Annotated in this window: 16 protein-coding genes; 4 read left to right on the top strand and 12 right to left on the bottom strand. The window is 69.5% G+C overall.

What is annotated here, in order from left to right; translation table 11 throughout:
• Positions 1-261 precede the first annotated feature (261 nt).
• On the top strand, positions 262-783 hold the full coding sequence (locus tag ACOQPP_RS08290; RefSeq protein ID WP_420636274.1) for a hypothetical protein: 522 nt from the start codon (positions 262-264) through the stop codon (positions 781-783).
• Between the two features lie 33 nt (positions 784-816).
• On the opposite strand, the gene ACOQPP_RS08285 is transcribed toward ACOQPP_RS08290, so the two are convergent.
• The 3 genes from ACOQPP_RS08285 to ACOQPP_RS08275 all read right to left on the bottom strand — a co-directional run bounded on the left by ACOQPP_RS08285 (position 817) and on the right by ACOQPP_RS08275 (position 6,501).
• Complete coding sequence (locus ACOQPP_RS08285) at positions 817-3,387, bottom strand: zinc-dependent metalloprotease (RefSeq protein ID WP_420636273.1); 2,571 nt, start codon at positions 3,385-3,387, stop codon at positions 817-819.
• A gap of 89 nt (positions 3,388-3,476) precedes the next feature.
• A complete protein-coding gene (locus ACOQPP_RS08280) occupies positions 3,477-4,736 on the bottom strand; it encodes a serine hydrolase domain-containing protein (protein ID WP_420636272.1) in 1,260 nt (419 codons plus the stop codon).
• A gap of 256 nt (positions 4,737-4,992) precedes the next feature.
• On the bottom strand, positions 4,993-6,501 hold the full coding sequence (locus ACOQPP_RS08275) for a serine hydrolase domain-containing protein (RefSeq protein ID WP_419164990.1): 1,509 nt from the start codon (positions 6,499-6,501) through the stop codon (positions 4,993-4,995).
• Positions 6,502-6,726: 225 nt separating this feature from the next.
• Between ACOQPP_RS08275 and ACOQPP_RS08270 the strand changes: the two genes are divergently transcribed.
• Positions 6,727-7,110 carry a hypothetical protein gene (locus ACOQPP_RS08270; protein ID WP_419164991.1) on the top strand — a complete coding sequence of 128 codons (384 nt, stop codon included), beginning with the start codon at positions 6,727-6,729 and terminating at the stop codon, positions 7,108-7,110.
• A gap of 15 nt (positions 7,111-7,125) precedes the next feature.
• Here ACOQPP_RS08270 and ACOQPP_RS08265 read toward each other — a convergent pair whose 3' ends face one another.
• From ACOQPP_RS08265 to ACOQPP_RS08235, 7 genes are all read right to left on the bottom strand, one after another.
• Positions 7,126-8,088 (bottom strand): EamA family transporter, encoded by a 963-nt coding sequence (locus ACOQPP_RS08265; protein ID WP_419164992.1) that lies wholly within the window; start codon positions 8,086-8,088, stop codon positions 7,126-7,128.
• A 149-nt stretch (positions 8,089-8,237) separates the two neighbouring features.
• Positions 8,238-9,584: an APC family permease gene (locus ACOQPP_RS08260; protein WP_420636328.1), complete on the bottom strand. Its 1,347-nt coding sequence runs from the start codon at positions 9,582-9,584 to the stop codon at positions 8,238-8,240.
• Positions 9,585-9,607: 23 nt separating this feature from the next.
• Positions 9,608-10,948, bottom strand: coding sequence for a M20/M25/M40 family metallo-hydrolase (locus tag ACOQPP_RS08255; RefSeq protein ID WP_419164993.1), 1,341 nt, complete (start codon positions 10,946-10,948; stop codon positions 9,608-9,610).
• Between the two features lie 153 nt (positions 10,949-11,101).
• Complete coding sequence (locus ACOQPP_RS08250; protein WP_419164994.1) at positions 11,102-12,553, bottom strand: alpha/beta hydrolase family protein; 1,452 nt, start codon at positions 12,551-12,553, stop codon at positions 11,102-11,104.
• Positions 12,550-12,876 (bottom strand): YbjQ family protein, encoded by a 327-nt coding sequence (locus ACOQPP_RS08245; protein WP_419164995.1) that lies wholly within the window; start codon positions 12,874-12,876, stop codon positions 12,550-12,552. The genes ACOQPP_RS08250 and ACOQPP_RS08245 overlap by 4 nt, the downstream gene beginning before the upstream one ends.
• Positions 12,873-13,352: a hypothetical protein gene (locus tag ACOQPP_RS08240; RefSeq protein ID WP_419164996.1), complete on the bottom strand. Its 480-nt coding sequence runs from the start codon at positions 13,350-13,352 to the stop codon at positions 12,873-12,875. Before ACOQPP_RS08240 ends, ACOQPP_RS08245 begins: the two co-directional genes overlap by 4 nt.
• Complete coding sequence (locus ACOQPP_RS08235) at positions 13,345-13,947, bottom strand: RNA polymerase sigma factor (RefSeq protein ID WP_419164997.1); 603 nt, start codon at positions 13,945-13,947, stop codon at positions 13,345-13,347. The genes ACOQPP_RS08240 and ACOQPP_RS08235 overlap by 8 nt, the downstream gene beginning before the upstream one ends.
• Positions 13,948-14,410: 463 nt before the next feature.
• Between ACOQPP_RS08235 and ACOQPP_RS08230 the strand changes: the two genes are divergently transcribed.
• Positions 14,411-14,566 carry a hypothetical protein gene (locus ACOQPP_RS08230; protein ID WP_420636271.1) on the top strand — a complete coding sequence of 52 codons (156 nt, stop codon included), beginning with the start codon at positions 14,411-14,413 and terminating at the stop codon, positions 14,564-14,566.
• 54 nt (positions 14,567-14,620) lie between these two features.
• On the opposite strand, the gene hisF is transcribed toward ACOQPP_RS08230, so the two are convergent.
• Positions 14,621-15,388 carry an imidazole glycerol phosphate synthase subunit HisF gene (hisF, locus tag ACOQPP_RS08225; protein ID WP_420636270.1) on the bottom strand — a complete coding sequence of 256 codons (768 nt, stop codon included), beginning with the start codon at positions 15,386-15,388 and terminating at the stop codon, positions 14,621-14,623.
• On the bottom strand, positions 15,382-16,065 hold the full coding sequence (gene hisH, locus ACOQPP_RS08220; RefSeq protein WP_419165000.1) for an imidazole glycerol phosphate synthase subunit HisH: 684 nt from the start codon (positions 16,063-16,065) through the stop codon (positions 15,382-15,384). Before hisH ends, hisF begins: the two co-directional genes overlap by 7 nt.
• A gap of 347 nt (positions 16,066-16,412) precedes the next feature.
• Here hisH and ACOQPP_RS08215 point away from each other — a divergent pair, with 347 nt between their 5' ends.
• Entirely contained in the window at positions 16,413-17,414 is a 1,002-nt protein-coding gene (locus ACOQPP_RS08215; protein ID WP_419165001.1) for a threonine ammonia-lyase, read from the top strand.
• Positions 17,415-17,427: the final 13 nt, after the last annotated feature.

Here is a 17,427-nt window from a genome sequence, read left to right as displayed (position 1 = left end):
CCGGTTCATACCGCTCTGCATCCTTGGCTTGCGACGGCAGGCGCCGCCCTCAGCCCGATGCCGCCCGCGTCCGTTTCCGGAAACCGCCCCGACCGCGCTAGCTTGAATCAGGGAGGAGGAAGGCTTGACTCTGATGAAGACCCCAGGGCCGCGATGAGCGACGTCGCCCTTGCGGTAGTTACCGCCGCCGGAACCGCTGTCGGAACCGGCGCCTCCGTAATCCTCGTGCTCTGGCGGATCCTTCGAGCCCTTCGTACGGACATGACGACGGGGATCGCCGGCGTGCGCACGGACATGGCGACGGGGATCGCCGGCGTGCGCACGGACATGACGACGGGGATCGCCGGCGTGCGCGCGGACATGGCGACGGGGATCGCCGGCGTGCGCGCGGAGATGAAGGCCGAGATCGGTGGGGTCCGTTCGGACATGAAGACCGAGAGCCGCAGCCTCCGTTCGGACTTGAAGGCGGCGATCGACGGCGTCCGTACGGACATGACGGCGGCGATCGACGGCGTCCGCTCCGACATGAAGGCGGCGATCGGCCAGCTCCGGAACAACGATCTGAAGCATGTGGAGACCCGAATAGAGCGAGTCGACCAGCGGCTCACCGCCGCCATCGGCGAGGTCCGCGAGGAGGTGCGCGGGCTCCGCTCGGACATGACGGCCGAGATCGTGGGGCTCCGCTCGGATATGACGACGGCGGTCAGCGACATCCGCTCGGACATGCGCACGAATCAGCAGCAGGTTCTGGAAGCGATCCGCGCTATCCGGAACCCGCGCTGACACGCCCCTCGCGTTCCCGCGGGAACGTCGCCGTCAGAAACCGCCTCGGTCAGCTTCACAGACAGGGGAGATGCCAAGCCACCGCGTTGCCCAGCCCGCGGGACCGGCGGCGGTCCAGGCTTCGCCCGCTAGCCAGTCCATGGCCGGCTGCCCGATTGGAGCGCCCGGCGGCGCGTTCGGCGTCCCCGGCATCTCGTACGGCGACGACGGCTTGTCGAGGAAGCGCTCGATGTCGCGGTCGATCAGGTGCACGAAGGCGGCGTCCCTCTCCGGCGGCGGGTTCGCCGCCATCTCGGCTCGCAGCTCCACCAGCCGATGCGTGGCGATGGCCCGTACATGCGGCATCGGGGCCCCTTCCGCCAGCGCCATGATTCGGTCCACGAGCACGCGGTAGGCCGCGAGCCGCAGTTCCGTGTGGTACGGCGTCTCGTTCGCCGCGGGCCGAACTCCGTCGACGAGCGCTATCAGAACTTCGTCGAGCCCCGGCAACTCCGGGTCGAGCGCGTGCTGTTCCACCAATCGGGCGGCCCGCGCCGGCTGCAGCACCCGGGAGATCGTATGGTCCGCCGCGACGACTGCGGGCGTGACCGCATCGAAGGCCGGCCCCGTGTAGCGCGGGAACGTCTCCCGGGAGCGACCGAAGCCGGGCGGCCGGGGCGGCAGCAGATCGAGCACCCCCGCCGGAATCGCGAGTTCTGCCGGCCGCAGCGTCGCCGCCAACGCAGCGAGGGCAGCCCGTTGCGCATCGCCCGACACCCGCCGCATGGGCGTCCGCCCGTCGCCGCGGAACGCGTAGATGTATTCCAGCCCCCCGAGCATCGAGGCGGCCGCATCCACCTGATAGCGGTGGTGCATGTAGAGCGGGACCAGCGCCTCCTCGACGGTGACGATCGGCCTGCCGGCGCGGATCGCCGCCTCCCCGAATCGGTCCAGCGCGTGCCGCCGCACCTCCATCATCCGGTCGAGTTCCGCCGCCGCGTCCACCCCGTTCGACCACTGGTCGGCGCGCGCGTGGATCCCGATGTCCTGATTCGTGAAGTAGATGATGTCCTCGTCCCACGCCTCGTCGAGGATCCGCCGCAGCTCGGCGGTTTCGTCGGTCCCGGGCGGGAAGTCCGAGTAACCGTACGTGATCGCGACCTTGTCCCATTCCCCGATGTCCACGTCATAGACCTCGGAGTAGTCGAGCCGTCCATCGTTCCCCAGGGTCACCAGCGGATGGGGATAGTCCAGGACCGAGATCCGGCCGCGGCTGCTGTCGTAGTAGTTGTGGCCGAGGCCGAGCGTGTGCCCCACTTCGTGCGCCGACAGTTGCCGAATCCGCGCCAGCGCCCACTCGGCGATGGCCCCCGGCACCTCGTCGCCGTTCGCGTAGGGGGAGAGCAGACCCTCGGCGATCAGGTAGTCCTGCCGCCAGCGGAGCGACCCGAGCGTCACGACGCCCTTGAGGATCTCGCCCGTGCGCGGGTCCGTGACCGACCCCCCGGTGCTCCAGCCGCGCGTGGAGCGATGCACCCAGTTGATCACGTTGTACCGCACGTCGTGCGAACTCACGCCCTCCGGCAGCATCTCCACCTGAAACCCATCGCGGAACCCGGCCGCCTCGAAGGCCTGGTTCCACCAGCGGGCCCCCTCGAGCAGCGCGGTTCGGATCGGCTCGGGCGCCCCCGCGTCGAGATAGTAGACGATGGGCTCGACCGGATCACTCGCGGCCGCCGATGGATCCCGCTTCTCGAGCCGGTGCCGCCGGATGAACCGCTGCCGCATGTCCTCGCCCAGCGGCGCGGAGTAGTCCGCGAAGCTCATGGCGCCGAAACCGGCCCTCGGATCGAACGCCCGTGGCGTGTATTCGCCCAACTCGGGGAGCTGCACGAAGGAATGATGCAGCCGGATCGTCGCGGCCTCGCCGGTCGAGGCCACGTTTCCGACACCCTCGAACGCTCCGCCCCCGCCCCCGAAACCGCCGAAGCCTCCGCCCCCGGCCCCCGGCTGGCGGACGAAGGTGAGGGAGGCCTCGATCTCGGTGTTCTCCGGGAACCCCATCGTCATCGGGAGGTGGACCGCGCTCCGGCTCGCATCGAACCGGTACGTCCCCGGCCGTAGCCGCTGGGCCCAGTTGATCATGTCCCGGACGACGAAGTCCGTCGCATCGACGAGGACGCGCCCGTCCGTCTCCGCCGCCGCAGTGAAGCCCCACAGCGTGGAGGGCGCGAACGCGTCCGTCACCGCCTGTACCTCGCGCGGGTTCGGGCTGCTTGCCCTGAAGTCGAGGTTGGGCTGGATCAGCAGCACCTTGGGCCCCACCCGCTGGAAGCGCACGAGGCGCGAGCCGGCGAGCGCCCCCCGGTCGAGTCCGATGTCGTTCGAACCCAGCCCCGAGGCGAGCCCCGTCATGTGGAGGATGTCGGTCTCCCAGCGGGAGATCTCCAGCCACAGCTTGCCGCTCGACGCCTCCCAATACATGGGGACGAAGCCGTCGATGGCCCGCATCGAAGCCGTCTTTTCCTCGATCGACGGGAGCTCGCCCCCGGAGTCCTGCGCGGCCGTCGACGCGGGGATGAGGAAGAGAAGAAACGCGATCAGACGCAGCCGGAAACAGGTCACGGAGTACACAAACGCCTCCTGGCGACGGGAACTGGACGACTCCCCCGGAACTTCGAGGGAAAGGACCTACACATTACGATGGCGGACCGTTACCGGTCGATTGCCGCCGTCACCTCACCGATGATGTCCGACATGTAGGCGCCGTGGTCGCCCGGGCTCGGCCCCAGCCGGACGATCACGAGATCCCGGGACGGGATGATGGCCGTGTACTGTCCCATGGCCCCTGCCGCCCAGTACGCGTCCTCCGGGGCTCTCGGAAACGCGCCGCCGCGATTCACCCAGAACAGCCCGCCGTAGTTGCGGAGTGCGGCGCCCGGGGCGGGCGTGCTTACGAAGTCGACCCAGCCCTCCGGGAGGATGCGGTCGGATCCGCCATCGGGCGTCGGCCATACCCCGTCCCACAGGTGGAGGAGGCCGAACCGCGCCCAGTCCCAGGCGCTCCCGTAGTCGTAGCCGGTGATGATGAAGTTGCCCCAGGCGTCCGTCTCGAGGACGTAGTTCCTCGCCCCGATGCGGTCGAACAGGATGCGCTGCGGGTAGGTGAGCCAGTCCTCTCCGCGCGCCTCGACCGCCTGTCGCACGATGCGGATCGCGGTGAGAGGGTCGGAGTTCCGGTACCGGAAGATCGCGCCCGGAAGCGTGTCCATCGGCTGGTCGATGGCGTGCTCGAACACGTCGATGCCCTCGAAGTAGATCCGGGAGTGTTCGTGAGCGTGCGTCCAGCGGAGTTCCGGATCCGAGCCCAGGTTCAGGAAATCGAGCCCGGAACTCATGTTCAGGAGGTCGCGGATGCGGATCTCCCGGCGCGGGTCGTCGACTCCCTGCCATTCGGGCACCGGCGCGGGATCGTCCAGTCCGACATCGAGATGGCCGGCCTGGATCGCCGCCCCGACGAGGGCGCTCGCGATGCTCTTGCCCTGGGACCACGAGATCTGCGGCGTGTTACGCGTGAACCCGGGGGCGTAACGCTCGCCGAGGATCTTCCCGGCGTAGACGACCACCAGCGCGCGGGTGTTGTGTTCGCTCTGGGCCATCGCCCAGTCGAGAGCCGCTCCCAGCGCGGCCATGTCGGCCTCCGAGGGCGGCGGGTCGTGATATGCGGCCACGTCGCCCGTGGGCCACGCGGTCACCGCGGGATCCGGGCTGAGCCGCTCGACGACCCGCGGCTCGAAGGTCACATCCTCCAGTCCGGCCGGCAGAATCGTGCAGCCCTGGTCGCCGTTGTACTCGGCGTACTGCGTGCGGAGTCCGTCTCCCGAGACGGAGGCGGTCCGCGTCTCGAAGTCCACGGCGTACTCGAAATCGTCCTGCCAGTCGAACCGGTCGAAGGGCCGGATGTCCTGCGCCACGACCTCCTCGACAGACCGCTCGTAGTCCCGGCCCCACCACGAAGACGCCGGCGCAGAGGTGGTGCGCGGCCATCCCGGCGGCGTGTCCGCGTATGTGGGCCTCGTCTTCCTCCGTCTGAGCCGGCTCCGGCGCACAGCCCGGCGCCAGGAGGGCAGTCGCCGCTGCGACCATGGTGACATGCCGGGGACGAACTCCCATGCGAACGCTCATGCGAACTCCCATTTCGCGACGAGAAAGCGGGCTGGCAGCCCGTGGCTAGCGATCGATCGCATCCGTCACCTCGCCGATGATGTCGGACAGATACGCGCTGATGTCGCCGGGACTCGGCCCGAGCCGCACGATCACGAGGTCCCGGGACGGGATGATCACCGTGTACTGTCCCATGAACCCGGCGGACCAGAAGGCGTCCTCCGGCGCGCGCGGGAGCGAGCCGCCGCGGTTGAGCCAGAAGAGTCCGCCGTAGTTGAGGAGGTCGGCCCCCGGCGCGGGCGCGCTGACGAAGTCGACCCAGCCCTCGGGGAGGATGCGGTCGCTGCCGCCGTCCGGCGTCGGCCACACCCCGTCCCACAGGTGGAGGAGGCCGAACCGGGCCCAGTCCCAGGCGCTCCCGTAATCGTAGCCGCTGATGATGAAGTTGCCCCAGGCGTCCGTCTCGAGGACGAAGTTCCGCGCCCCGATCCGGTCGAACAGGATGCGTTGCGGATAGGTGAGCCAGTCCTCCCCGCGCGCCTCCACCGCCTGCCGGACGATGCGGTTGGCCGTGAGAGGGTCGGAATTCCGGTAGCGGAAGATCTCCCCCGGAGCGCGGTCCATCGGTTGATCGATGGCGTGCTCGAACACGTCGATGCCCTCGAAGTAGATGCGGCGGTGTTCGTCCGTGTGCGTCCACGACAGCGAGTCTCGCCAGCCCAGGTTCACGAAGTCGAGCCCCGAACTCATGTTCAGGATGTCGCGGATGCGGATCTCCCGGCGGGGGTCTTCAGGTCCCTGCCATTCGGGGACTGGCGCCGGGTCGTCGAGTCCGGCCTCGAGGTGTCCGGCCTGGATTGCCGCCCCGACCAGCGCGCTCGCGACGCTCTTGCCCTGGGACCATGAAATCTGCGGCGTATTGCGCGCGAAGCCGGGCGCGTAGCGCTCGCCGAGGATCTTCCCGGCGTAGATGACGACCAGCGCGCGCGTGTTGTGCTCGCTCTGGGCCATCGTCCAGTCGAGCGCCGCCTCCAGCGCGTCCATGTCGACCTCCGCGGGCGGCGGGTCGTGGTACGCGCCCACATCGCCGGTGGGCCAGGCTGTCACCTCGGGATCCGGGCTGCGTCGCTCGACGACCTGCGGCTCGTACGCGACATCCTCGAATCCGGCCGGAAGGACCGTGCAGCCCTGGTCCCCATTGTACTCGGCGGATCGGGTCCCGAATCCATCTCCCGACACCGAGGCCGTCCGTGTCTCGAAGTTCACGGCATACTCGAAGTCGTCCTGCCATTTGAAGATGTCGAAGCGCCGAATATCCTGTGCCACGACCTCCTCGACCGGGCGTTCGTAGTCGCGGCCGACGACGAACACGCCCGAACAGATGTGGTGGGCGGCCATCCCGGCGATGTGGCCGCGCACATGGGCCGCATCCGAGGCGCCGGACTCCCCGACTTCGGCCGCGTCGGACCCCGCGGGCTCGACCCCCTCCTCCGGCCCACAGGCGGACGAGAGGAGGACGGTCGCGAGGACGGACAGACCCCGGGATGGTTGACGAGCGCGCATGCGAACCCCCATTCGGTTGCTCCGCTTGATCCGGCCGGTCCGGTCCGGCACTTCGGTCCGGCACTCAGTGCCGGCCACCCGTAGCTGAGCGCCTCGCAAGCCCCCGGCGCAAGGGTCCTAACGCTTGCGGGGCCGCGAGTGTCGTGTGGAAAGAGGCCACGCGCGGCGCGTCACGATGCGCGAGCGCATGAGCTCGGGAACGCATGCACGAATTAAAGGTCCGAAGGGAGAAGCTCGATGAAGAAGATGCTTGGGACGTTCGCCGTCGTGTTGATCGCCGCCGCCGCCGCGGCGCCGCTGGAGGCGCAGGCTCAGCGGGGAGGCCGTGGCTTCGGCATGAGCCTCGACGACCGGATGACGGCGCTCACGGAGCGGCTCGAACTCGACGAGGAGCAGGTCGTGAAGGTCCGCGAGATCCTCCAGGCGCAGATGGATAGCCGCCGCGAGCGCTTCCAGGGGGTGCGGGGTTCGATGGACCGGGACGCCATGATGGCGAGGATCCAGGAGATGCGGGAGGAGACGGAAACCAGGCTCGCCGAGGTGCTGAGCGACGAGCAGATGGAGAAGTACCGGGAGTATGTGGCCGAGCAGCGGCAGCGGCGCGGCCCGCCGCCCTTCTGATCGGCGTCCGGGCGGCTACCTCGAGGCCGGCGCCCGCACGGTCGCCGGTCTCGGGCCGCCCTTCGGCGCCCGCCCGCGCTGGACCAGCACGACCGCCGCGACGATGATCACCGTCCCCGCCAGCATCGGCAGCGTGAGCGCTTCGTCCGCCAGCCACCACCCCAGGAACAACGCTACCACCGGATTGACGTAGGCGTACGTCCCGGCCGCCGCGGGCCGGACGTTCCGCAGGAGCCACATGTAGGCCGAGAACGCGATGATCGACCCGAACATCGTCAGGTAGAGCAACGACCACCACGACCGGGCCGAGATGTCGGCGAGAGACAGGCGGCCGAACTCCCCGGCGACGAGGGCGATCAACAGGAGCACCGCGCCGCCCGCGGTCATCGTCAGCCCCGTTCCGTAGAGCGGAGGCGACGGAAGGGCCGCCCGCCGGTTGTACATGGAGCCGACGGCCCAGCTCAGCGAGGCGACGAGGATGACGATGGTGCCCAGCAGGACCTGGTCCGAGGACGCGCCGCCGACCCCGATCTCCGCGTTCGAACCGGTGACGAGGACGACGACGCCCGCGAGACCGAGGAGCAGCCCCAGGATCTCGAGGGGACGCGCCACCTCCCGGTCCGGCCCCCGCCGCGCGATCGCGACGAGCCACAGCGGCACCGTCGCCACGAGGAGGGCGGTCAGCCCCGAGGGCACGTACAGCTCGGCCCAGCACACGAGCCCGTTGCCGCCGACGACCATGAACACGCCCGAGATCGTCGCGGCCTTCCACTCCGCCGGCTTCGGGGCGGGCGCGCCCCGCACGCGCGACACGACCGTGAGGATGAGGCCCGCCGTCAGAAACCGGGCGCCGCCCAGGATGAACGGCGGGATCGTCTCCACCCCGAAGCGGATCGCCAGATAGGTCGATCCCCAGACCAGGTACACCGCCGCGAACGCGAGCAGCGGATCCCGGGTCGAAGCGTTACGGGCGTTCAAGGAAGAACTCGCGCGTGTGTGGCATATGCGTGGGAGAGCGGTCCCTTGAAGAGGAACTCTGCCTCTCTGGAGCGCCGAAAGATTGTCAGAAAGCCACTCTTCTGCGGGTGATCCAAAAGGAGCCCGAAGCGGTCAAGCGCGCGCTCCTCTCAGCGGAGCCGGGATAGCGCCCGGTCGCGGGCGCGCGTGAACGCGTAGATGGCGAGGCCGACGGCTATCAGGCCGAGTCCCAGCCCCGCCTCCAGGGGGCGCTCGATGAGGATGTAGGTCAGCGTCCACCCCGTGACCGTCACGAAGACCAGCGGCGTGACCGGATACCCCCACGCCCGGTAGGGCGGGCCGGCTTCGGGCCCGGTTCCCGCTCGTGACCCGTCGCCCGCTTCCCTATCGGGGGCCGCCGGCGATCCTCGCCGCCGGAGCACGAACACGCCCGCCGCGGCGATCAATGTGTTCAGGCCCATCGTGAACCCCGAGAAGACGAGGATCGTCTCGAACGACTCCGTCAGGATGAAGGCGAGACTGATCGCGCCCTGCGTGTAGATCGCCACGGCCGGAATCCCCCGGGCGTTCAGCCTCCTGAGGAGGCGGAATGTCGGATAGTCTCCTCCGATCGCGTGCAGAACCCGTGGGCCCGCCAGCACCATGGCGCTCACGGTGGAGACCAGCAGCAGGGCGAGCGTGATTCCCATGATGTCCGCGCCCCGCGGCCCGAAGATGTGCGTCGCCGCGATGTACCCGACCTCGAGCCGCCCCACCAGTTCCTCGGCGGGCGCGGCGCGCAGGAAGACGTAGTTGAGGCCGACGTACAGCACCATCACGAGCAGCGTCCCGGCCCCGAGCGCGCGCGGAAGGATTCGGCGCGGGTCACGGAGTTCGCGGGTCACGTAGGTCGCGGCGTTCCAGCCCGAGTAGGAGTAGGAGACGAAGATCAGCGACACCGCGAACCCGCCCGACAGGATGCTCGACACTCCGGCCGCCGAGGGCAGGATGTCGAGCGGCTGCGACTCGGTGACCAGCGATACCCCTGCCGCGCAGAAAGCTATGATGAGTGCGACCTTTAGCGTGGTCGTCCAGCGCTGGAAGCCGCCCGACGTCCGGTGCGTGCTCGCGTGCACGAACGACAGGACCACGACCAGCCCCACGGCCAGCCACCGCGCCGGCAGCGCCGGGAAGACCGACGACAGGTAGGTGCCGAACGTGATCGCGGCGAGCGCGGTCGGGGCCGCGAACCCGATCGTGGCCGAGATCCACCCGGAGACGAAGCCGGCCGCCGGGTGGTAGATGTGGGACAGGAAGGCATACTCACCGCCCGACCGCCGGATGGTGGAGCCGAGTTCGGCGTAGGTGAGCGCCCCGCACACGGCCGCCACCCCGCCCACGATCCACAGCATCAGCAGCGCGAAGCCCGACCGGAGGTCCTCGAGCTGGAACCCGAGACTGGTGAAGACGCCGGTCCCCACCATGTTCGCGACGACGACCGCGATCGCCGTGTGCAGCCCGAAGCCGGCCCTGGGCTCCTTCAGGGGACGGGCTCGGCCAGCCCCGCCTCGCTCACGAGGAGGAGGAGGCCGGCCTGGATGGCAAGGTGACCGTCGCGGTTGATCCACCATTCGCCGGGCGAATGGGCCCCGCTCCCGATGCCGCCGCTCCCGATCGTCACCGCCGGAATCCCGAGCGCGATCGGAATGTTGGAGTCCGTCGAGGAACGGGCGAGCTGCGGCTCTCCGCCGAACAGGCGCACGACTTCGCTGGCCCGTTGAACCAGCGGGTGGTCGTCCGCGACCTCACCCGAGGGCCGGTCCCCGATCTGGTCCAGGTCGAGTTCGATCTCGGGCCCGTCGCGGCGCAACGCGTTCTCCTCGGCCAGCGCCCGCCGCATCGCGTCCCGGAAGGCGGCGTCGATGCGCGCGAGGCTCTCCTCGCTCACGGAACGCATGTCCACTTCCATCCACGCTTCGAACGGGATCGCGTTGACCGAGGTCCCGCCCCCGATCCGCCCCACGTTGTAGCTCGTGCGCGGCCCCGGCCGTGTGAGGGTGTCCGCCACATCCTGGAAGTGGCGGATTGCGCGGCCGAGCGCGTGGGCCGGGTTCGCGAGCCCGAACGCCCCCCACGAGTGGCCGCCGGGTCCCCGGAACGTGACGCGGAAGCGATGGGAACCGAGTCCCTTGTTCACGATTCTCCCCAGCCCGCTCCCGTCCACGTCGATCCAGGTGTGGATCGGGTCCGCCCCCTCCCGGAACAGGTACTTCATCCCGCGCAGGTCGCCGAGTCCCTCCTCCCCGACCGTCCCGATGAAGCGGACGTCCGCCTCGGTCTCGATCCCGCTCGCCTCGAGCGCCCGGAGGACGGTGAGCACCGCCATGAGGCCGCGCGTGTCGTCGCCGACCCCCGGCGCGAAGAGCGTGTCCCCGCGCTGCGTGACCGTCACATCGACGTCCTCCGGGAACACCGTATCCAGGTGTCCCGAGAGGGCGACGGTCCTCCGCCCTCCGCCCGCTGTCGACCCTCGCGCGCCGCCCCGGCCGAAGCGGATCGCGACGGCGTTGCCCTCCTCGTCGATGAACACCGAGTCGGCCCCGGCCCCGCGAAGCCACTCCGCGTAGACCCGCGCGCGCGCCTCCTCCATGAACGGGGGCGCCGGTATCTGGGTGAGTTCGATCAGTTCTCGGATCGTCCTCGGATCGACGCCCTCGATGAAGCCGAGGGCCCGCTGCACCGCGGGATGTTCGGCGAGGCTCCGGACCTCTTCGGCAGGCGTCTGGGCGATCAGACCGGCCGGGGCGGCCGCGAGGAGGGTGCCGCCGGCGAGTGCCGCGGCGATGGACGCGCGGAAGGTTGGGGCGATCGGTACGTGCATGACGTGTGGGTCTCCAGGATTCGGACCTTCGCAGCGGCTGCGATCCGCCGCTCAAGGCGCAAGATGTCGGCTTCCGCGAAGGTATCCGGCGCTGCGCCCCACGCCAGAGCGGGTCCGCGCCGGCCGCCTCCCCCCCGCCGTCGCGGCCGGGGATCAGCTCCCGAAGCGGGCCAGGATCCAGTCCGAGATCGTGTCGAGGAAGCCGTCCACGAAGGCCTTCTCGAGCATGGCGTATTCCGTGTTCGAGCCCGTCGTCGCGGCCTGGAAGAGGTGATTCGCGCGCGGGAGAACTTCGATCGTCGCGTCCGGGTTGCCGGACAGCGCCTCGGCCATCGGTCCCCGGTTCTGCCCGGGGAGCACCTGGAGGTCCAGTTCGCCGAACAGCGCCAGAACCGGAACCCGCGTCTCCCGGAGAGCCTCGGCCGGATCGTAGGTGAGGAAGTACCGGAACCAGGGGGACTGGAGGGCGTTGATCTGCTGGTCGATCTGCATCTGCACGTAGCCGTCGACGTCGGAGATCGGCGCGCGCTGCGCCTCGGAGAGCCGGTCGATCGCTGCCCGGATCTGCGCCGCGAACTCCTCGCGGTGCGCGTCCAGATCCTCGCCCGCCTCCATCGCCGAGAACAGCCGTCGCTGGAACCCGGTCGTCCACACGATGTCCTCTTCGCGCGCCCCGGCGGCCCGGGAGAGAGCAGCGGCCTGCTCGTAGATGATTTCGGCCCCGGGGACGCTCGTGCCTGCGAGCAACACGGCGAAGCGGACCGCGTCCGAGCGCGAGGCGGCGATCGGGGCCACCGACGCGCCTTCGCTGTGGCCCACGAGGCCGATCCGCCCGGGATCGATGTCCGCGTGTTCGGACAGACGGGCGATCCCGGCCAGCGCGTCCCCTGCGAAGTCGGAGGTCGTGGACTGCGCGACGTTCCCCGTGGAGCCGCCGACCCCCCGGTCGTCGTAGCGCAGGACCGCGATCCCGCGGCGCGTGAGATGGTCGGCGATGACCCGGAAGAGGGGGAAACCGACGAGTTCCTCGTCACGGTTCTGCGGTCCCGACCCCGTAATCATGACCACGGCAGGGAACGGCCCCGTCCCCTCGGGCAGAGTTAGCGTGCCCTCCAGGTGGATCTCGCCGTTCTCGAACGAGACCTCCTCCTCGCGGTAGGGGACGGGCTCCACCGGCTCCGGCTCCACCGCCACCGCCCGCTCGATGGCGAACGTCCCTATGGCGACGCCCTGCGTGAAATCGCCCTCGATCCTGTCCCCTTCGAGCGTCCCATCCCAGACGGCGAGTCCGATCGAGGCCCGAAGTTCGAAGTGCACGCGGCCGTCGTCGTATGACACGGCGGTGAGCGGCAAACCGAGGGCGCTCTGGACGGGGATGTCCATCGTCGCCGCCAGCGCTTCGTCCGCCGTCTCGAACGTGACCGAGAACGGAAGCTCACCCGTCGGCAGGACGACGGACCCGGCCCACCTGCCCTCGACGCCGGTGTTCGGTTCCTGCGCCAGCGCCGGCGTAGAGAGTGCGCACCCGGCGGCCGTCCACAGGCCCAGCGTCCCGGGGATGGCGAGGCCCTCGAAACGGCGGCGGGTCGTTCTTCCGACGGTCATGGCTGGTCCGTCTCGACCTTGACCGCAGAGCCGTAGACGACGATCTCGGCCGTTCCTCCCATCACGTAGGAGGTCGAGAAGCGCACGCAGAGGACCGCGTTCGCCCCGAGGTTGGCCGCCTCACGTTCCATGCGGTCGATCGCCTGTTCGCGCGACTCGGCCATCATCTTCGTGTACTCCTGGATTTCGCCTCCGACCACGCTCTTCAGGCCCGCCAGGATGTCTCGGCCCAGGTGGCGCGCCCGAATCGTGCTCCCGCGGACGAGCCCGAACTCCTCCACGATCCGGTGTCCGGAAAGGTCGTTTCGAGAAGAAATGATCATCGGACCACATCCTTGTAGGGGTCACTCTTCCGCATGAACAGGCGCTCGCGAACCACCGACACGAAGAGGATCACGAGACCGGCCAGGAGCGCGAGCATGCCCCAACGAATATAGACGGGCATCGTGGTGTCTCGAATCACCTCGCTCACGAGGGTCCACAGCCCCCACGTCCCCACCGTGATGGTTCCCAGCGAGACCAGGACCCAGCCGAGGCCGCGTTCGAGGCGCCGGTAGACGTGCTCCCAGTAGCTGTCCCAGGTCTCCCCGGGGGGTTTCAACGGAGTCATGGTGTCGGTGACCTCCTTCAGGCGCTGAAACGTCTCCAGTTCATCGCGAAGATCCGGGTCGGCCTCGAGCGCCGACTCGAGTTCGAGCCGCGCCTTCCCCGAGATCTCCCGGTCCACTTCGGCCATCATGAGATGGCGCACTCGCTCTTCGGGCGGCATCCCGTTCCCTTCCTCCATCGTCTCATCCATCGTCGCGTGCCTCCCGCCCGTCGGACCGGGCCCACGCGGTCTCGATCTCCCGCGCCAGGGACCGCCGCGCCCGGTAGAGGCGCGACATCACGGTTCCGATCGGGATCCCCAGCAGTTCAGCGATCTCCCGGTAGCGCAGCCCCTCGAACTCGCGCAACACGAGCGCCTCGCGCTCCCGCTCCGCAAGTCGCTCGATGGCCGCCGCCACCCGTCTCCTGAGTTCCGCGCGCTCGAGCGCCCGTTCGGGACTGAGCGGCTGCACTCCCATCGTCGTATCCGCGAGCCAGCTTCCGGCCTTCTCGAGTTTCTGGCGGCGGGAGCGCTGGTCGCGCGTATGGTTGAAACAAAGCCGTCGGATGATCTGATAGAGCCACGGGAAGAAGGGGCGCTCGGCGTCGATCGTGGCTCGGGCGCGGAAGGCCCTGGCGAAGGCCTCCTGAGAGAGATCGAGCGCATCGTCGTGGTTCCCCACGAGACCGAGCGCCGTATAGTAGGCACGTTGCATGTATCGTGTGACGAGTTCGCCGAAGGCCGCTCGCTCGCCGCTCTGCGCGCGAAGAACGAGCGTCCGGTCGGTCACCTCCGAGCTGTTCAAATATGGCTCCCATCGCCGCGGGCATCCCTCGTTGACCTGTTCGCGTCGCGAGGGATACACGAAGCCGCGTGCTTTATTCGCGGCATGTGCCGCCGGTGGCGGGCGCGGCGCCGCGCCCGGGGATCCGGGAATCGAGCACAGGACCGAAACACAGGATCGAGACACAGGATGAACGAGTTTCCCGTCGGAGCAACCCTGAGGCCCGAAGTGGTCCCGTCACGCTGGACCCTCATCCGGGACGTGGCCGTGTTTCAGCTCAAGCTCTTCCTGGATGGACTCCGCGACGCGGCGCTCATTCCGGTCTCGCTGGTCATCGCCGCGGTGGACTTGTTGGGGCTGGGGCCCCGAGCCGGCCAACAGTTCTATCTGTTGCTGAAGTTCGGCCGCCGTACGGAGTACTGGATCAACCTGTTCGGCGCCGCCAGGCAGGCGGAGGCTCTGGCGTCATCCGCCGCGGCCGGGCGTGGATGTACTGGTCGACCGTCTGGAGCGCCTGGTCGTGCGGGAATACGAGCGCGGGGGGATGACGGCTACGACGAAGGACGCGGTGGACCGCGCCCTGGATGGTCTCACGAAGCGTGGACCTGCGGACCGAACTCCTCCCGAGGGATCGACGTGAGCCGGAGTTCCGCCGAGCGCGCGCGTGCCTCCAGGAGATCGAGCGACGGCACGATCATCGCCGCACCGCAACGCCGAGCCTTTGCAGCCGGTCCTTGAGCCGGCCGATCGACCAGTCGCCCTGGTGGAAGATCGACGCCGCGAGCACCGCGTCGGCGCCGGCGTCGACCGCCGCGGGCATGTGGCCCGGGTTGGCGCCGCCGCGGGAGGCCACGATCGGAACCCGGACCGCCCGGCGGATCGCCCCGATCAACGCCAGGTCGTAGCCGCTCCGCGTCCCGTCCCGGTCGAAGCTCGTGAGGAGGATCTCGCCCGCGCCCAACTCCACCGCCCGCCGAGCCCATTCCGCCGCGTCGAGCCCGGTACGGTTGCGGCCGGAGTGTGTCAGCACCTCGAAGCCGCTCGAACAGGCGTCCGCTGCCGAGCCGGAAGCGTCCAGCGCGAGGACCGCGCACTGGGCCCCGAAGCGCGCCGAGATCTCCGACAGGAGAGCGGGCCGCTCGACGGCCGCCGTATTCGCGGCGACCCGGTCGGCCCCGGCCTGGAGGAGGTCCCGCGCGTCCTCCGCGGTTCGCACGCCTCCGCCCACCGTGAGAGGGATCGAGATCTCGTCCCGCACCCGGCCGATCGTCTCGGGCCGGGCCAGGCGCCCGTCCGCGGTGGCCGAGACGTCGAGGATGACGAGCTCATCGGCGCCTTCGTGCTCGTAGCGTCGGGCCAATCGAGCCGGGTCCCCCTGATCCGCGAGGTTGGCGAAGCGGATTCCCTTCACGACCCGGCCGTCCTTCACGTCGAGGCAGGGGATGACGCGAACGTTCAACATGCCGCGGCGAGCCTCACATTGTTCGAACGCCTCCCGACGGCGCCGGACGCGCCCGGAGCTTCCTCGAGCCAGCGGTTCAAGAGCCCGGCGCCGACCCTGCCCGAGAGTTCCGGGTGGAACTGGCACGCCAGCACGCCGCCGCGTTCGAACCCGGCCACGAAGGGGCTTCCGTGCCGGCCCATCGACGTAACCCAGCCGCTCGGCCCGCCTTCCAGTCGATAGGAGTTGGCGAAGTAGAAGACGCCGGAGCGCAGGAAGACGGCGTCGGCCGGGGCCGTGATCCGGTTCCAGCCCAGTTGCGGAATCCGGCACCCTCCCGCCAGCCGTATCGTCCGGCCGGGGACGCAGCCGAGCCCGGGGATGCCGGGAGCTTCGTCGCTCCATTCGCACAGCAACTGCAGCCCGAGACAGATGCCGAGCGTGGGCCGAAGCTCCCGGACCCGCCGGCGGAGCGCCTCGTCCCATCCCTGCCGCCGCAGATCGGCCATGCCGTCCGCGAACGACCCCACGCCCGGAAGGACGACGTACGCGGCGTCCATGATATCGGCCGCCGAGTCCAGGACGCGCGGCGTCCTCCCCAGCCGCCGGAACGCGGCCACGACCGTCTCGAGGTTCGCCACCCCGGTGGGGACGATGCCGACCTCGTACCCTCCCGTCGCCACGCGTGCGGCGCTCATCGGGGTCCGGCGTGGAGCATCTCCACCACGGTCTGCGGCTTTGAGCAGTTTCGTTGTCTCGTGTGTCATGTCGTCGGCTCTGGGGGCCGACACCGGCGGGGAGGTAGCGACAAAAAAAGCCGGCCACCTCGGGCCGGCATCGATCGTTCGCAACCTGGGTTCAGGATACAGCTAGACGATCACCGGCCTCCGCCCTCGCGGTGGTAATAAAAATAACCAAAAAACGGATGGGTGTTCGTCATGGCCGCAGAGGATCGCACTCTGTCCCACGCGTGTCAAGCGCGTATGCTTGTCGCGTTCCTCCGGCCTGCGCCGGACACCGTGCCACGCCAGCTCCCGGATGCGCGATGACCGACCCCATGGCGGTGGACCCGCAGGCGCCTACGCCCGAGCAGAGTCGGGAGACGCGGGCGCGCGTGTCGCCCTGGATCGAACGAACCCCGGTGAGACGCTGGGTCCCGGACTCCGGAGTCGCACCGCTGCCCGCCGGATCCGAAATCTTCCTCAAGCTGGAACTGTTTCAGCGGACAGGTTCCTACAAGGTCCGCGGCGCCCTGAACAACGTGCTCGGCGCGGACGCGGCGACGCTGGCCCGAGGGGTCACGGCGGTCAGCGCCGGGAACCATGCGATCTCCGTGGCCTACGCGGCGCGGGCCCTGGGCACGACAGCCAGGGTCGTGATGCTCTCCTCGGCGAACCCGGCCCGCGTCGAGCGGTGCCGGAACTTCGGCGCGGAGATCGAGTTCGCGGAGGACGGGGCGAGCGGGTTCGCGCGCATGGGGGAGATCGAGAGGGAGGAAGGCCGGCTCAGCGTCCATCCGTTCGAGGGCGAAGCGACGGCCCTCGGAACGTCCACGGTCGGCCTCGAGATCGTCGAACAACTGCCCTCGCTCGAGGCCCTCGTGGTTCCGATCGGAGGGGGCGGGCTGATCTCAGGCACCGCGAGCATCGTGAAGCAGCTTGCGCCGAAGTGTCGTGTGTACGGGGTGGAACCGGTCGGGGCCGACTCCATGCGCCGCAGTCTCGACGCCGGCGAACCCGTGGCGCTCGACCGCATCGACACCATCGCGGACAGTCTCGGCGCCCCCCACGCCGCACCCTACACGTTCGGGCTCGTCCAGCGGTACGTGGACGATGTCGTGCTGGTCGACGATGACGCGATGCGCGCCGCGATGCGGGCCCTCTTCCTCGACGCGAAGCTGGTCGCCGAACCCGCTTCCGCGGCACCGTTGGCCGCCGCGTGCGGACCCCTGCGCGACCGGCTCGAAGGGCGGCGCGTGGGGCTCGTCCTCTCGGGCTCGAACATCGATCTCGACACCTTCGCCACCCACATCCGGGCGGCCGGGTGACGCCCCGCCTCGG

This window comes from Candidatus Palauibacter sp., assembly GCF_965222475.1.
GTDB lineage: Bacteria > Gemmatimonadota > Gemmatimonadetes > Palauibacterales > Palauibacteraceae > Palauibacter.
Note: the sequence above shows the minus strand (reverse complement) of the source record. Positions and strands in the feature narration are given on the sequence as shown.

Bases quoted from the DNA above. Each gene is read 5' to 3' on its own strand.
- ACOQPP_RS08290 (WP_420636274.1), top strand. From the start codon at position 262: ATGACGACGGGGATCGCCGGCGTGCGCACGGACATGGCGACGGGGATC.
- ACOQPP_RS08275 (WP_419164990.1), bottom strand. From the start codon at position 6,501: ATGGGGGTTCGCATGCGCGCTCGTCAACCATCCCGGGGTCTGTCCGTC.
- ACOQPP_RS08270 (WP_419164991.1), top strand. From the start codon at position 6,727: ATGAAGAAGATGCTTGGGACGTTCGCCGTCGTGTTGATCGCCGCCGCC.
- ACOQPP_RS08255 (WP_419164993.1), bottom strand. From the start codon at position 10,948: ATGCACGTACCGATCGCCCCAACCTTCCGCGCGTCCATCGCCGCGGCA.
- ACOQPP_RS08250 (WP_419164994.1), bottom strand. From the start codon at position 12,553: ATGACCGTCGGAAGAACGACCCGCCGCCGTTTCGAGGGCCTCGCCATC.
- ACOQPP_RS08245 (WP_419164995.1), bottom strand. From the start codon at position 12,876: ATGATCATTTCTTCTCGAAACGACCTTTCCGGACACCGGATCGTGGAG.
- ACOQPP_RS08240 (WP_419164996.1), bottom strand. From the start codon at position 13,352: ATGGATGAGACGATGGAGGAAGGGAACGGGATGCCGCCCGAAGAGCGA.
- hisF (WP_420636270.1), bottom strand. From the start codon at position 15,388: ATGTTGAACGTTCGCGTCATCCCCTGCCTCGACGTGAAGGACGGCCGG.
- hisH (WP_419165000.1), bottom strand. From the start codon at position 16,065: ATGAGCGCCGCACGCGTGGCGACGGGAGGGTACGAGGTCGGCATCGTC.
- ACOQPP_RS08215 (WP_419165001.1), top strand. From the start codon at position 16,413: ATGACCGACCCCATGGCGGTGGACCCGCAGGCGCCTACGCCCGAGCAG.